Annotated in this window: 16 protein-coding genes; 9 read left to right on the forward strand and 7 right to left on the reverse strand. The window is 53.8% G+C overall.

Annotated features, from left to right (window positions below; translation table 11 throughout):
* Nucleotides 1–194 precede the first annotated feature (194 nt).
* The 4 genes from SJQ66_RS04940 to SJQ66_RS04955 all read right to left on the reverse strand — a co-directional run bounded on the left by SJQ66_RS04940 (nucleotide 195) and on the right by SJQ66_RS04955 (nucleotide 2,035).
* Entirely contained in the window at nucleotides 195–476 is a 282-nt protein-coding gene (locus tag SJQ66_RS04940) for a type II toxin-antitoxin system RelE family toxin (RefSeq protein ID WP_320533920.1), read from the reverse strand.
* The gene (locus SJQ66_RS04945; protein WP_320533921.1) at nucleotides 466–714 is read right to left on the reverse strand and encodes a type II toxin-antitoxin system Phd/YefM family antitoxin; all 249 of its coding nucleotides are present in this window, start codon (nucleotides 712–714) and stop codon (nucleotides 466–468) included. The genes SJQ66_RS04940 and SJQ66_RS04945 overlap by 11 nt, the downstream gene beginning before the upstream one ends.
* A 545-nt stretch (nucleotides 715–1,259) precedes the next feature.
* Nucleotides 1,260–1,757, reverse strand: a complete 498-nt coding sequence (locus tag SJQ66_RS04950; RefSeq protein ID WP_320533922.1) for a GNAT family N-acetyltransferase — start codon at nucleotides 1,755–1,757, stop codon at nucleotides 1,260–1,262.
* Nucleotides 1,754–2,035: a type II toxin-antitoxin system TacA family antitoxin gene (locus SJQ66_RS04955; RefSeq protein WP_024905760.1), complete on the reverse strand. Its 282-nt coding sequence runs from the start codon at nucleotides 2,033–2,035 to the stop codon at nucleotides 1,754–1,756. The genes SJQ66_RS04950 and SJQ66_RS04955 overlap by 4 nt, the downstream gene beginning before the upstream one ends.
* Nucleotides 2,036–2,159: 124 nt before the next feature.
* Between SJQ66_RS04955 and SJQ66_RS04960 the strand changes: the two genes are divergently transcribed.
* The 3 genes from SJQ66_RS04960 to SJQ66_RS04970 all read left to right on the forward strand — a co-directional run bounded on the left by SJQ66_RS04960 (nucleotide 2,160) and on the right by SJQ66_RS04970 (nucleotide 5,888).
* Entirely contained in the window at nucleotides 2,160–3,476 is a 1,317-nt protein-coding gene (locus SJQ66_RS04960) for a ParA family protein (protein ID WP_244141724.1), read from the forward strand.
* A 2-nt stretch (nucleotides 3,477–3,478) separates the two neighbouring features.
* A complete protein-coding gene (locus tag SJQ66_RS04965; RefSeq protein WP_320533923.1) occupies nucleotides 3,479–4,462 on the forward strand; it encodes a ParB/RepB/Spo0J family partition protein in 984 nt (327 codons plus the stop codon).
* 151 nt (nucleotides 4,463–4,613) lie between these two features.
* A complete protein-coding gene (locus tag SJQ66_RS04970; RefSeq protein ID WP_320533924.1) occupies nucleotides 4,614–5,888 on the forward strand; it encodes a Replication protein O in 1,275 nt (424 codons plus the stop codon).
* Here the strand turns inward: SJQ66_RS04970 and SJQ66_RS04975 are convergent.
* The 3 genes from SJQ66_RS04975 to SJQ66_RS04985 form a co-directional block, all read right to left on the reverse strand.
* On the reverse strand, nucleotides 5,834–6,358 hold the full coding sequence (locus SJQ66_RS04975) for a hypothetical protein (RefSeq protein ID WP_320533925.1): 525 nt from the start codon (nucleotides 6,356–6,358) through the stop codon (nucleotides 5,834–5,836). The genes SJQ66_RS04970 and SJQ66_RS04975 overlap by 55 nt on opposite strands.
* 104 nt (nucleotides 6,359–6,462) lie before the next feature.
* Nucleotides 6,463–6,735, reverse strand: coding sequence for a hypothetical protein (locus tag SJQ66_RS04980; protein ID WP_320533835.1), 273 nt, complete (start codon nucleotides 6,733–6,735; stop codon nucleotides 6,463–6,465).
* A 215-nt stretch (nucleotides 6,736–6,950) separates the two neighbouring features.
* Nucleotides 6,951–7,484 carry a hypothetical protein gene (locus SJQ66_RS04985; RefSeq protein ID WP_320533836.1) on the reverse strand — a complete coding sequence of 178 codons (534 nt, stop codon included), beginning with the start codon at nucleotides 7,482–7,484 and terminating at the stop codon, nucleotides 6,951–6,953.
* 373 nt (nucleotides 7,485–7,857) lie between these two features.
* Here SJQ66_RS04985 and SJQ66_RS04990 point away from each other — a divergent pair, with 373 nt between their 5' ends.
* The 6 genes from SJQ66_RS04990 (at nucleotide 7,858) to SJQ66_RS05015 (ending at nucleotide 15,071) form a co-directional block, all read left to right on the forward strand.
* Nucleotides 7,858–10,125: a bifunctional diguanylate cyclase/phosphodiesterase gene (locus SJQ66_RS04990; protein ID WP_320533837.1), complete on the forward strand. Its 2,268-nt coding sequence runs from the start codon at nucleotides 7,858–7,860 to the stop codon at nucleotides 10,123–10,125.
* A 4-nt stretch (nucleotides 10,126–10,129) separates the two neighbouring features.
* Nucleotides 10,130–11,161 carry a helix-turn-helix transcriptional regulator gene (locus tag SJQ66_RS04995; protein ID WP_320533838.1) on the forward strand — a complete coding sequence of 344 codons (1,032 nt, stop codon included), beginning with the start codon at nucleotides 10,130–10,132 and terminating at the stop codon, nucleotides 11,159–11,161.
* 271 nt (nucleotides 11,162–11,432) lie between these two features.
* The gene (gene dctP / locus SJQ66_RS05000) at nucleotides 11,433–12,320 is read left to right on the forward strand and encodes a TRAP transporter substrate-binding protein DctP (RefSeq protein ID WP_320533839.1); all 888 of its coding nucleotides are present in this window, start codon (nucleotides 11,433–11,435) and stop codon (nucleotides 12,318–12,320) included.
* 83 nt (nucleotides 12,321–12,403) lie between these two features.
* A complete protein-coding gene (gene pxpA / locus SJQ66_RS05005; RefSeq protein ID WP_320533840.1) occupies nucleotides 12,404–13,174 on the forward strand; it encodes a 5-oxoprolinase subunit PxpA in 771 nt (256 codons plus the stop codon).
* A gap of 711 nt (nucleotides 13,175–13,885) precedes the next feature.
* Nucleotides 13,886–14,101 (forward strand): hypothetical protein, encoded by a 216-nt coding sequence (locus tag SJQ66_RS05010; RefSeq protein WP_320533841.1) that lies wholly within the window; start codon nucleotides 13,886–13,888, stop codon nucleotides 14,099–14,101.
* Nucleotides 14,102–14,432: 331 nt separating this feature from the next.
* Nucleotides 14,433–15,071 (forward strand): lytic transglycosylase domain-containing protein, encoded by a 639-nt coding sequence (locus SJQ66_RS05015; RefSeq protein ID WP_407691468.1) that lies wholly within the window; start codon nucleotides 14,433–14,435, stop codon nucleotides 15,069–15,071.
* Nucleotide 15,072 lies beyond the last annotated feature (1 nt).

Consider the following 15,072-nt stretch of genomic DNA (forward strand, 5'->3'; position numbering starts at 1 on the left):
GAATTGAAGGGCGCTGCGGGAACCGTTCATGCTCGGGTCCGGGGAGCAACGGGACCGCCAACCCACTTAAGTCCCTTTGACCGGACCCCTAGTACGCCGGAATTTCCGAGGATTCCGGCGTACTGCCCCTGGATCCGATTTTTTGGTCATTTTCTTTCGAATCGCGACGTTTTCCCAGAGCAGCACGCTGTGCGTTACCGCTTACTCGCCGCCTCATAGACTGCGTTTTGATCTCGCCGCCCGACCGCAACGACGATCACCACAAGTTCTGCTTCGACTACTTCATACACAAGCCGGTAGCCGACGCTGCGAAGCTTGATTTTGTAGCGATCTTGGTGCCCATGGAGCTTTGAAGCGGGCACGCGAGGATTGTTCAGCCGTTGCGCAAGCTTTGCTTTGAATTGCTCTCTGACGAAACGATCCAATTTGAGCCATTCCTTAAGAGCAGCCTCGCGAAATGCAAGCTCATAAGTCACCGAGACCGACCTTGACATAGGGTTGCTTTGCGCGCGCATCAGCAATCTTGTTGAGCGCTATGTCATCTAGCATCTCCAACATCGCTTCGTACGCCGGCGCGGGCACGCAGTAAAAGGCGGGCTCGTTATGGTTAAGGATAGCGACGGCAAATCCTTCGCCAGCGGCAACTGTTCCCATCGGGTTCCTCTTCAGTTCCGAAACGCTTGCCGTGGTTTGGGAGAGTATCGTGTGGGCCATGGTAAAGCTCCTTTTAAGGCATCAAATTTAGTGCGATTATTTGTTCTTGTCAATTTAATTGCAATCTGCCACTAATGATTACTATTATAATCAGAAGTGTGAGATTTTTAGCCCTTCTCCCCACCCTAGCCGCTCGCCTTGCCATAAGCACCGTGTTCACAAGCACTTAGGTGCCGATCCCACCCATGAATTGGGCAGCATTGTCCGTTAGTTGCATTACTGCCTCTCCATCCCGTCCTGGTGGATCAGCGTGCGCCCAAGCAGCTGCGAGCGCCGGTCTCGGACGGTTGTTCGGCCATAACCGAAGTTGGACACTCACTCAGTCAATGCCCGCAGTCCGCCGCGCACCGAACATTGGCGAATGCTATCGGGCGATGTCGGCGTGGGGGGAGGCTATCGACCCCGAACCGACCTTCAAGAATGCTTAAAGCCAACGGCAGCTTCCGAGCCGCAACGGTCGTTGGCGTAACCGGCATCCATGAGGGACTATCTCTGTAGAAGTATTCGAAATATGTTCTTGATCCAGTTGTCCTGAAACGGCGATTTCAAGAGCGCCGGACCGTCGCAAGCGGCAAAAACAGGGTGCACGGTGAGTCTGGTAAGGGGATGAAGCCGTGATGGCGGTAAAAAGCCGTTGCGGTGTCGTCTTTTGCGTCCACCATCAGGGCGAAAGCCGCAATTTCCGACCTGGCTGCACGGTCGAGTGCATCAGCCAAAAGCGCACCCCCCAAACCTTGTCCCGTGAATGACTTATCAACGGCCAAGCGGCCCATACGGACGGCGGGCACGGTGGGGTAACGTGGCAGTTTCTTGCCCGTACTGGTCGGAAGCTCAGACAGCAGCAAGCTCGCCGACGCTAGTGTGTAGTAGCCAGCGATACGCTGCTTGTCCGTCAACGCCACAAAACAGGCAGCCACGCGGCGGCGAATGTCCTGTGAGACTTGCTCCCGCAGGTAGCGGTTAAGCAGCTCAGCGTCGCTGAGAAAAGTAGCGCGGTCATGAGTGGCATTGAGCGGTGCTAGGCGAAATGGTGCATCACTCATTCAGTGCGCAAAATTTTGCTGCGACGGGCGAAGGCGCGCTCTAGCGCTGGGGCCGCTTTCGGTGGTGCCAGCAGGGCTTGTGCGAAACACTCCTGATCTGCGAGCGATAGACGGATGACCTCCGCTTGCTCGATTGCGCGCTGCGCGGCATCTTGCACGGCAGACACCACGAAATCGGTCATGGTGCGTCCCTGAAGCTCGGCAGCACGCTTTAGCATCAAATGCAGATCAGTACTGATTCGGGCTTCAAGACGGGAAGTAGCTGCAGTGGCGGGCATAGTTTTATCCTCCTGAGTGAATTATACGGCAATTTGCCGTACACAAACAAGACAGCATTTTTTCCGTCCCCGCTTATCGGGCCCCACTTCTATTGTTACGAGAGCAAGAATCAGCAAATTTTGCTTGCCATACTCCCGGCACAACTATACTCTCCGTTTAAAAGAATTTCTTCCTGTTTTGGCGTTTTATTTGTTTTTAGGAAGAATCGCCAAATTTGAAGATCAACCCTTGGGATGCGTGATGGATTTCAACCTGTCGAAGCCGCCGATTCAAGTCTCTCCTGACGACCTCGTGAATTTGTCAGGCCGCTCGGCGCGCATGCTCGAGAGGATCCGAACCCAGATGCTCCAACCGTTTCCGAGGAAGGTTCCCCCGGTATTTCCGAGTGCGCGGTTGCAAGAACTTTGCGGAATCGATAAGCCCCGCTTCTCATACTTGATAAAGAAAGGTGAACTGCCTCAAGGAACACAGAGTCGTCCAGGAGGCGCAAGAAACTTTTCTTTATCCGAGGTTATTCAATGGGTAAAAGCCGAGCGACGCCCATCAGAACGGCCGTCAGGCAAGGACGGAAAAGTTATAGCCATTGGCAATTTCAAGGGTGGCGTGACCAAAACGACAACGTCGATGATATTGGCTCAAGGCCTCTCGATGAGGCGCGGACGTCGCGTGCTTCATATAGACATGGATCCTCAGGGTAGCGCAACGACTTTATATGGCATCAACCCGCACGCAGAGGTAACTGCGGAGCAGACCATTCTGCCTTTGATCGAAGCTTATGTGAGTGGTGAGGCCTACAACATGACGGGATTACCTCAATCCACTTACTGGCAAAACTTAGACCTTATCCCTTCGTCAACCGACCTATTCAACGCCGAATTTATGCTGCCGGCAAGGGTGCACAGCTCACCGGATGCCCAATTCTGGAATGTGCTTAGCCAAGGTCTAAGTGAACTGAAAAAAACATACGACTACATTGTCATTGATACAGCACCGACGTTGAGTTATCTGACGATCAATGCACTATTTGCTGCCGATGGCGTCATTGTACCGGTCATGCCTGACACCCTGTCCTTCGCCTCAATGGTTCAATTCTGGTCGTTGTTTTCAGACATGGTGAGCGGCATGCGTGAATTTCAGGCGTCATCCGACGGTCAGGTCAAGATTTTTGACTTTATCGACATATTGTTGACTCGAATGAAAGACCGATCGAACGCTTCACTGGTGCGGGACTGGGTGATCACGACGTACGGAGAGAGAGTGCTGCCCGTAGAAATCCCGGACACGGATATAGCGCGGACGACTACGAACGATTTCTCGACTGTGTACGATTTCCCTACTTACGACGGCAATGGAGCTGTTTTCCGAAGAATAAGAGAGTCGTACGACCAAATGGTCGATCTTATTGACAACAAAGTCTGCTATCTGTGGGAGCAGGAGTGAATATGAGTACTGCTTCGAAACAAAAGATGAAAGCGGCTAGCATCAGGCTCGACGACGATTTAGACGATACGTCAACGAATGTTCCGTCCCCACCGCGCACGGCTCCTGGACAACTTATGGGGTTGCAAGGGCGCGTTCTAAATCAGCAACGGGAAATTGAGGAGTTAAGAGCGGCTCTCGCTAGCGCCAAATCTACTGGGACTTCGGTGGAGATACCTCTGGATATGCTCATCGAGGTACCTGGTCGACGGCGGTTTCTCACCAGCGATCAGCAAACGGAGTTGCGTGAGAACTTGAGAAGCAATCGTCTAGTACATCCTATTTCCGTTCGCCCATTGGATGACGGAAAGTTCGAAATTGTCTCCGGTCACAACCGGGTCGACCAGTATCGCGCGCTAGGCAGAGACAAGATTCGAGCCGTGCCAGAGGTTACTACAGCGGAGGAGGCTGCAGCTAGTGCTTTCTTCGCTAACTTGATGCAATCCGAGCTCAGTGATTACGAAAAGTTCAAGGGGTTTAAGGATATGCAAGAGAGGCACCCTGGCATGTCTCAAGCCGCTATAGCTCAGTCGGCTGGCGTTCGCGAGAACGTTTTAACGATGCTTCTTTCGTTTGGCAGCCTACCCAGCGCAGCGCACAAGATGCTGGATGAAAGACCTGATCTGATTGGTGCCAATGCAGCATATGCGCTAGCTGGCCTCACGAAGGAAGGAAAAAACGATGCCGTTGTACAGGCCATTGAACGCCTTGCTCGCGGCGAAATAGATCAGAGTCAGGCTGTCAGAATGGCCAAGGAGTCCGGCAGCAAGCCTAAAGCTAAAGCAGTACAAACTTTGAAAATCCGCGCAGGCCGCGCAACATATTGTGATCTACGCATTTCCAATAAGACGCTTAGGATTGACTTCCAGTCAGAGGAGGAAGCGGCTCGGGTTCATGCCGCAGTGCAATCTCTGCTGGAGATTGAGGCGAAGAACAAGCAAGCTTGATTTGCGGGGATCGCTCCAAATAAAACCTATATATTTCAAGGACTTCATTTTATGAACCACCCGAAGACCTCTTAGAAAGGCGAAAGCCCCCAGGCGGCAACCTGGAGGCTCTCTTTGTTTCGGGCTTGATGCTGATCGCCCTGCACTTCTGATGACAATTGAAGTGTATCTCATTGCGATCGGCAGTCAAGCATTTGCGACCCATTTTTTAATGGACCGTAGCATCATGTCGATCGCGCAACGCTTCGTTGCTGGCGAGGGTGACACTTACCCTAATGAACCAGCTACTCCTCTCACCAACGCTGCATCTCTGGCTAGCCCCCACGAGACCGATACCACCAATCTGCGTTGGATCTCGTTTCGCGCCGCTTTTCGCGCCGAACGCATTCACGCTCTCCCCCTTCGCGCCCGATCCGTTCTCGCCGCCCTCGCTCGTACCGTATCTGCCGATGATCCCCTGGCAGCCATCTTCGCCCGTCGTGAATTGCTCATCGACCGCGCCATGCTTTCCGAGCGAACCTTCTTCCGTGCGCTCGATGATCTCGAAGCTGCCGGCCTCATCACACGTCCCGAGCAGCGCCGTTACAAGAACGCCGGACTGTTCGGGCGAGCCTACCTGCACCTCACAGAAGCTGCCGCCCTTACCCTCGGACTCATTCAAGCTGAAATGCCCCTGCAACAGCCGGTCGATGTCCATCAGACCGGCAAGCAGGTGAGTCCGCCTGCCAACCTGGCAGACGGTGCTATATATAAGGAAGTAAACCCTCAACCCAATCAAGAAAGACAACCAGGCGCCCTGCCGCAAGATTTGCAACGCTTGCTTGAACTGGGTTTTGGGAAATATTTTATTTTTAAGCTCATGCGCATCGCCTCGAAGAACGGCAAGCGCTTGTCCGATGTCGTCGAAGCCTCCTGGACGCATTTAAAGGCCGCCTCCAAGCCAATCTGTTACTTGCAAGCATTGCTGGCAAAGCCGATCGATTTCGCTCACATCGCCCGTGTAAATCGCGCCACCTCCCAAACCGAGGATCTCAAATCGCGCGAGCAGACCGCGCAACGCCAGCTCCTCGATGAAGTCAGAGGGAAAACCTATTCGGATGCTCAGGGCGCCATTGTCACCTTCGATGCCGACGGGAGTCACGCCGCTGTACGTACACCCACTGAGATCGTTCCACGATTCGCAACGGGTACGGTTCTGATGACCTTGGTCAACGCCGTTCAGTGCGGTCAGCTATCGCTGCACCGTGATCTCGGCGATGCCTCTCAGCCGCGAAACCCAAACAAGCTTCGCCACCCAGAACGCCGATCCTCAACCGATACGAAACGGCATGTGGATGCCCTGCGGGGGCTGCTTCAAGGCGCCCTGTCACGTCACGCCGCGGTGTCCCGCGACAGCGAATCAGCGCGCGTGAACCAAACCTGTTGAAGCAGCGCAAACGCGCTGCGTGCCGCATTGCGAAGCAAGGATGCCGGGTTGTCCAATGACGTCCCCACCAGCTCCGCGGTGGAATTGACGAAATCCACGGGTGAGCTCACCACCCGATCCGGATATCGTCCGGACAGTTCCTCGATGAGCCGTTGCGCGCTGGCCCGGGCATATCGGTTCGTCGGCCAAGCCGCCGGCAGCGCAATCGCGTTCGGCAAGCTCTCGAGATCGAGTGCCACCGCGTCGGTATCCTCTTCGGACGCCCTGAAGGGCAATAAAGTCAAATCGGCCTGCCGTGTCATGACCTGGTCGAATGAAGGACGATTGCCACCGCCATCGATGATCAGCCAGCCGTTTTGCGTCACGCGGCTCGATGTGATGACCTGCGCAAGTGCGTTGCCGTCCCTGCCATCGAGCACGCCATATGGACGCCCCTCACTCTTCACGCGTCGGTGCGGATCAGTCAGCACCTAGGCCGCCGGCTGCCGTTTCAACACGGCACCCAGGCACAGCAAATGTGCCGTCGTCGTCTTGGAAGTGCCACCCTTCTGGCCACCCACGTAGATAATCGTGATCATGTCTGTGCTTCCTCCAACGTTTCTAACATCACTTCTTGCACCGTCACCGTCAGGCCCCGCGCCTGGATGCGGGCCGCGGCAATAGCAACGTAGCGCTCGTAGAGGGTGCGTGCCGGCCGCAAGGTCAATTGCAGCGTGTCGGCACGCGCACGCTTTTCACTCCCACGTTCCGCCGGACTTATAGATCGCTCGGCGGGCGAAACAAGCGGCGCTCTCGCGGCACTCGTTAGTTGGGCTGCGAGATCCTCAACACCTTTGATCGCTTTCATCGCGCTTACATAAAGTTAGAACTGCGAAACGTCATAACTTCATAACCGTAAAACGTTTCAACTGCAAAAATTTACAAATGCATGACGTTTCAACGTTGTAACGTCATAACTGCGTAAAGTTAAAACTGCATCACTGCATACCGTTTTAACCTGACGTGGTTTAGCGCCGGGGCGTCTGATGAGATGTGACTGCATAACTATATAAAGTTACGACGTTAAAGCGGTACGCCCGATGGCATGGGCGCAGCGACAGGGGATAGCGAATCAGGCTGCGCAATCACCTGGCCTTGCCGCAAGGCCCGCACAAATGCCTGGTGCCAAGCGCCGCCTGCACTGCGCACACGCTGGCCAGGCCCGTGGACCGAGACGACTGCCCCGTCGCTGGATACCTCGAAGCGGCGCGTGTGCTGCGCATCGACAAACCGCCTGCCGGCGAGGGCACGGGTGAGCTCTGCTCGCTGCACACGGTCGCGCTGCGTGGCGTGGTCTTGAGTGTCGCGAAGCGCGCGCTGCCGGGCGAGGGTGTGGAAATCGGTCGAACTGAGTAGGAGGGCGTTTAGGTAGCTGATCGGTGAGCGTGCCTGGCTCAGATGCTCCCAAGCCACGCTCACGACCTCAGAGAGTCGTTTGCCGCATTGCCTGGCTTCACGCATGAGCTTGAAGACAAAGAATTTCCGAAAGCCCAGACCCAGCAAGCGCGACAAATCGGCTGGCAGCGGACCTGGTTGTCTTTCTTGCTGGCTGAGCATCAGCACCAATGGCCGACGGCGTCGCTATCGTTCCTGTGTAGCAGCGCGAACGCCAAAGAAACGCTCAAAGATGTGAACCACGCGGTAATCGCGCTGCGCGAGCAGAAGAGCATTCGTGAAGTCAACCTCTGCCTGCTTCGCGCACGAGGGTGGATGAATGACACAATTAACAATTAGGAATATTTAATGTTAAAAATACTTCGAAGTCACTAACGCCAAGCGGACCTTGGAGTAGGTGATTTGCGTTATATTTCCCTCTCCCAGGTGCGTCAGGGCGCTAACGGAAAAACGCCTTAGCATTGAACTAATACACAGCAATGCTTGGTCTGCCACCCTATTTATTATCTATAAAATAGAGGGGAGAATATCTGTCATGACGCGACAAGGCATAGCGACTATCAAACGCCGAAGCAAAGATCGGCCAGAGAAAAACCGCTATCGTTCATCATCGGCTACTGCGGTGATAGGCGGAATCGCCGTTTTGCTCGTCATCGTTATCTTCACAAGCACACTGGTTCGAATTGCAGTGGACCAGCGGGAGGCAAGAGATCGAGCAGTTGCCGCTAGCATCGAGTTGTCCAAGACGTTTGCCGCCCACGTTGCAAAGAACCTCAACGACGCCGATACCATAGCAAGGTGGGTGGAATACGAGTACGAGAAGGCTCCTCGCTCATTCACCCTATCTGATTACAAAAATCGGGGCTTGATGTCCGGAGACACGGTCGTGCAGGTGACGATTGTCGGCAAGGACGGGAATGTTCTGCAGACAACAACGCCGGCCATAGAAGCAATAAACGTACAAGACAGGCCGCACTTTCTGATCCACGCGAACAATCGCGACGCCGGCCTGTACATTAGCAAGCCCGTCATCGGCCGTGTTTCCGGGAAGTGGACCCTACAACTGACTCGCAGATTAGATAATCCAGACGGCTCCTTCGCTGGCATCGTCGTTGTCTCTGAAAGTCCGAATTTTCTTACCGATGGATTCTATGGTGCCGGTACCCTTGCGCCTGGCACACTGCTGTCTGTTATATCGGACTACGGATATTTGATATCGCGCCGAACCGGCTCGGCGAGCTCCTCACATGAAGGCCCTTCGGTCTCAGCGTACAGCGACATGATCGGGTCAAATGGCGGGGTGTTCACCGACCCGGTCGATGGTGTAAGGCGATTTGTCACGTATCACCATCTGGCCCAGTATCCGGTTTCCGTTATCGTCGGACTCTCCGAGAGAGACGAACTTGCTAGCTCCGAGCACTGGAAAGTCTTCTACCTGGGGCTGGCCTCATTCATTAGCCTCTTGATTCTCATCGTCGCAGGCATTGTCACTCTGATGCTTGCAAGATTAAAGGCAGTGGCGGAGACGGACTCCTTAACGGGTTTGTCGAATAGATACTTGCTTACGGAAACGCTGCGCCGAAGAATGCATGCCTTGGGACCATCGGGCCAATTGGCGATGATCTATATCGATCTCGATAACTTCAAAAGAGTGAACGACGCCTTGGGACATAAAAAAGGCGACGAACTCTTGTTGCAGGTCTCGTATAGGCTCAAAGATGCTGTTGGGAAGGAGAGATTGATTGCCCGCATCGGCGGCGACGAATTTGTCATCCTCGTTGAAAGCACCGATGCTGCAAGGAAGGCGCAAGCACTTTGCAGGGTCATCATCAAGGCTTTCGAGCGCCCTTTCGTTATACGCGCAAACAGCTATCTGATCTGCTTAAGCATCGGCATCACTGCCTATGATAAAGCTGACGACAACGAATTCGATTTGCTTACACAAGCCGATCTCGCGATGTATTCGGCTAAGGAACAAGGGAAAGCGGAGTATCTTAGTCATCAGTGTACGTACACGCCGGAGTTATCCCAACGCGCTCTGCAGGATATCGAGAGGCATCAAGAGTTTCAATATGCCATCATCAATCGTGAGTTTTTCCTGGAATATCAGCCGATAGTGGGTCTTGACAGGCAATTGCGCGGGGTCGAAGCGCTAGTTCGATGGAGGCATCCTAAGAAAGGCGTTTTGCCTCCCGCAGATTTTCTCTCGTTTGCAGAAACAAGCGGCTTTATTGTCCAGATCGGTGAGTTTGTGCTTGAGCAGGCCTGCCAGGATTTTCAGGCGTGGCAGAGCTATGATCCGCGCCCGCTATCACTCACCATCAATTTGTCGCCGGTCCAATTCGCGATCGGTGCCATTTCGCGCACGGTTGCACGGTGCCTGAATGAGTACATGATCGAACCGGATCGTTTGCATCTGGATGTCAGTGAAACCTTGCTCCATGACGAGAACGTCACGGTTAAGTCAGAGTTAGAAGCTTTGCGCAAGACGGGCGTTAAGGTCGTGCTCGATGACTTCGGTTCAGGCCGCTCGTCCTTGTCATGCCTCGGTAACGCGGCAATAGATGGCATTAAGATTGATTGGCGTTTAATGCAACAAGTGCCGTCTGAAAACGAAGCCTCCGAGATGTTGGCGCATCTCATTGACCTCGTACGCGCAAGAGGACTTTCTGTGGTGATTGAGCGAGTCGAAACACGTGAACAAGTGGCGTGGCTCGCGCGATTTGGTGATATGACGGTTCAGGGCTTCTATTTCTCCCGGCCTGTGTCCGCTGCGATGTTGCCTATCGCCACCAGGGCCTAGTCGCATGACTACCGCAATGGATAGAACCACGGATGCCGCACGCGAACCACTCTACGAGTCCGTAAGCCGGATCAATCGCGATTCAGTCACGATTCGCTTGTTCCGTTCGCAGGCCGGTCTTTTTTCGATAGAACGACAACTCGTGCGCGCCGACGAGGCGACACTTACACAGTTGTATCCCGTTGAAAATGAGCAGGGGCTGCATAAATTTTTATCCGCCGACCCCCTGGGCGATAGTCTTCAAAGCACTTTTCAAAGCTTGCTGAAACATTACTCCGACGCGGCTAGGGAAGTACGTGGGCATCATGCTTTTAAAGCCATCGATATGTTTGGCGAGTTTGATCGCATAGAGGCGTGTGGCGACGAGACGGACCTGCTGCCGATTGTAAAAACGGTTACTCAGGCGCTCGGAGCTGATCAGTACATCTTCAGCTGGTTGGTGCTGGATGCAAAGACCAACGACGTGAGGGAGCAGCGGTATCTGGTCGGTTGTCATCCGGCGTGGTTGCAAAAGTACTTGGACAATGTCTGGTATATGAATGATCCACTGCTGGAGTATGCGAAACGCAATGCCACACCAGCACTACTATCGCGACTAAGGTCTTATAACGATGTGCACTGGTTAGAAGAGGCTGCTGCACATGGATTTAGAAATAGTCTCGTTTGTCCGGTTCACGCTGGATCGAAATCTGCGCTTGTCATGCTCCAAGTGAGCAACGGGGAGCGTTCGACGACAGGTGATGAACTCTTATGGCGCAATCGACGCCATTTGAGGATGCTGGCGTGCGAATTATTGGACTGGCGCCTGGCGCGCCTGGAACAATTAGCGATCACCCAATTTCGTTTAAGCGCCACGGAGTTAGAGGTGCTGAGAATCGTTCGAGCGGGTGGGACGGCCGCGAATATCGCGCAAGCCCTGCGGGTGTCCGTGAAAACGGTCTATGGTGTGGTGTATCCAGGCATTACAGCGAAGTTAGGGCAGCCCAATATCAACAAGGCAGCAACCATAGCATTCGATAATGGCTTGCTGAAATAGAAGAAAAACCTAAAATAATAACAAATTCTGGCGAATTTGGTAATGGTAATTCGGAAATGGAATTACCCTAGATTTTTGCGCTACAGTCTAGCCCGTTGAGCCGTTAGATCGGTGTCCAGGGCGGGCGGCGACCTACGGCAGTTCTCTTGAGTCGTTGTTCGCAATGGGAAAAATGAGTAGATTAGGTCGACTATCCAAGCAACTTGCTATCGCCCTTGCTCTCGGGTGCTGCGTAGGATCTCACTTGGTCCATGCTCAGCAGACTTGGTCAATGGCCACGGCGTATCCACGTGACACGATCGCGGGCCAGGGTGTCGCGTCTTTTGCCAGTGAATTGAACGCTAAGACGGCAGGCGACATTGTTATTGCGCCGCAGTTCAAGGCCAAGGCCGGTGGGAAAGATCTTGTTTCTGATGTTCAAAGCGGGCGCTTGCAACTCGCGGATGTATTCACCGGGTCGCTTTCCCGGATAGATCCGATATTCGATTTGCCTACGATTCCCTTTCAGGTTACGTCCCTTGCGCAAGCGCAGCGCCTTACGATCGCCCTTACACCTCTATACCGTCGCGCGTTGTTGAGGGCCGGTCTTCACATGCTATTTATCTCGCCCTGGCCACCTACCGGGCTTTGGTCTCGTCGGGCGATAACTGTAGAGGCAGACCTGTCAGGAATGCGTGTCAGAACCTACGATGCAAGTTCAGCACAGGTACTTACCGACCTTGGCATGCAAGCTTCGGAGATGCCTGTGTTGGAGGTGAGCGCGTTGCTCGGGCGGGGGGAACTGGATGGCGTACTGTCTTCTGGCGACGGCGCCGTAGGCAGGTCTTTCGCTGGGAAACTGCCGAATTTCACGGCGATTCATTATGCCTTCCCGGTTTCGTTCGTGGTGATGAGCCAGTCGGCCTACGAAGCGTTGCCGTTAAAGCAGAAACATCAGGTGGATGTAGCAGCTGAGGAAGTACAGCGTCGTCAATGGGCCGCTCTGCCAGCGCGCATCGAGCAAAATTATACGGCCATGCGTTCGTCGGGCATTCGAGTCAACACCGATATTGGTGATGCATTGCAGGCATATCTTCGTGATGCGGGTGATGCGCGGATGCAGCAATGGCTCTCGCATGTGCCAACAGAATATAGCCAAATAGTTAGGTCGGTGCTGTAACCGGTTTCATTGCCGCTGAGCACGCTCAGTAAGCAGGGCAAGTGTCTTCATAGAGAATTGACGATTCAAAGAAGGGGCAAGTGATGGGTGCGAACAAAATTGATCTGAACGTTGACATGGGCGAGGGCTGTGGAAACGATGAGGCGTTGATTGAATACGCTACGTCCATTAACGTGGCTTGCGGATGGCATGCTGGCGACGCTATGACGATGCGCCGAGTCGTTTCACTTGCATTAAGAGGTGGTGTCGCTATCGGTGCGCATCCCAGCTTTCCGGATCGAGAGAATTTCGGCCGTACTGCGATGTCTTTGCCGCCAGAAGAGGTCTATGCCGGTGTTCAGTACCAGATAGGAGCGCTTGCCGCGATTGCTTCAGCACAGGGTGCACGCTTAACGCACGTTAAACCTCATGGGGCGCTATACAACCAGGCCGAGGACGACGTGGATCTCGCCCGTGCGATCGTGCATGCAGTACGCGACTTCGATCCCAAACTCGCGGTGTTTGGCCTTGCGGGTGGGCAACTCGTACAGGTTGCGCGGGAAGAAGGGTTGATCGCCATCGATGAAGGTTTCGCTGACCGAGGTTACACGCCCTTGGCTAAGCTGATGCCGCGATCGGAGCCGAACGCAGTGATCCAGGACGACGATGAGGCATGTAGGCAAGCGATCAAGATGGTGTGCGGTGGGCGCATTCGGTTGAGTGATGGTAGCGAAATAGAGGTGAAACCTCAAACCTTGTGCCTACATGGTGATGGTGCGCACGCAGTGGAATTTGCGCGGAAGATTCGAGCCGCCTTGTCCGAGCGTGGTGCCGAGGTCGTTCCCGCAGGGAGTCCTCTGACACATCGCGAGTAGAAATGCGCGAACGGAACGAAAAGTATGTATTGAACGTCAAAAAGATGATATTGGCATAAGCGCATAAGCATCTTTTGATTTCAAAACATCAATTTTGATGTATAGTGTAAAAGAATTTGCGGCGCAGCTCCCTATATAACGTTGGCTCAGCGAAAATACGATCCTGTGCTAACGGATGAGGGCTATATGTTCTTTACTTTTAGGGAATTGGCGGCTGTTGCCTTGACGGGGGCTGACAATTACTCGCTAGAGGTTTTTAAAGCGGATGTTGGGAAATGGGTAATTAAGGCAACTATCCTGGACTCACAAAAAAACGTGGATCATAGCCACATGCTGCAAACCAATCGTGGTACGACCAAGACTTGGCGATATTTGGATGACGTGCTTGCGTTTGTTTCACAACACTGTGTTGACTGTCGGAATCTGACGATCAAGACAGAGGGGAAAATATGGCGTTTATCGTCAGATGATTTACGCCATAAGCCGTAAAAAGTGACGGTTTGACTTCGGCGAGACGATGCCGAAGTCAATATACACACGTCGCAAGTCTGAAGAAATCGCTATTCAATTAGTATTACTATTTTATGTGAAGTAACAGCACGTCATGGTCCGAAGCGCAGCAGATATGTCTACTGCTGGAAACACTTCGGCTGCAACGTAAATGAAGTGGTTCCAGTGAAACTGCATTTACCACATGCAAAGGAGGAGATCGTGTTAGGCGGAATTCTCGGTTTGATTCGCAAGGTCATTCGCGGGTTGCTCTTGTTCATAGTCACGACATCTTTGATGGGTTTTGTGTTTTGGTTGATCAAAAGACATTCCACGCTGCCTGAACTGATCGAAGTCGCGATTGTCGTTTCCGGTTGGGTGTCGATCGCTTATTTCCTCTACAAGTGCGGGTGGCCCCGCGATAGCCGGGACTGGTGAATCATGCGCAAACTGTTAAGCCACGTGATCTCCGAGCCAATCATTATTGGCTTTATGGAATTAGTTGTACTAATTGCCTGGGCTGCTGGTGGGATGCGGTTATTTATACACTCTTACTTTGCTTGGGCCGTCAATCGCGTTCAAGACTTGTCATTATGGGTCATGATGCCGTGCGCTTTCAGTCTAGCGATTTTGGCTTCGATAGCGGTTTTGGCCACTTTTCAAGTGCCATTGTTAATCGTTGCCACCGTTAAGTGCATCGCGCAGCGGTCCAGATCGCGCCGGTCCGGCGTGTGAGCATCAATCATTCATTATCGTCCGAGCCATGGTGATGCCAATCGACTTTGCGATGCTCGCTCAGCAGTGCGCGCCTTCGGTCCACCCGACCACGCTGCGCGCGCTTGTCAAGACAGAGTCCGGATTTAACCCATATGCGATCGGCGTGGTGGGTGGGAAGCTAATGCGGCAGCCACGTAATCGTGATGAAGCGATCGCGACGGTACGGGCGCTGGACGCTTCGGGGTGGAATTACAGCATGGGTCTGACACAGATCAACCGAGCGAATCTGCGCGCCTACGATTTGTCGCACGAAACGGCTTTCGATCCGTGCGCGAATCTGCGTGCAGGTGGCGCAATTCTCTCCGGCTGCTATGACCGCGCACTTGCAGGGGGCCGAACGCCCCAGGCCGCTTTGCGGGCCGCGTTGAGTTGTTATTACAGTGGCAATTTCACGCGGGGTTTCGTACCCGATAGTCACGCAACGAGTTATGTCGAGCGCGTGGTTGCAAACGCGGCGCGGGTGAATGGTGGTCCTGAGAGTGTTCCGCCGATCGATGTCGTACCGACTCGCGAATCGCCCGCGCCGATCGCGCGCCCGCGGCGTGAGCCAGTGCCGCGCGATAGCGCCGGGCCTGGCCAGGATAAGCCTATTGATCAACACCCTGCTTGGGACGCCCTGGGGGATTTTTGAT

The organism is Robbsia andropogonis (assembly GCF_034047095.1).
GTDB classification, from domain to species: Bacteria; Pseudomonadota; Gammaproteobacteria; order Burkholderiales; family Burkholderiaceae; genus Robbsia; species Robbsia andropogonis.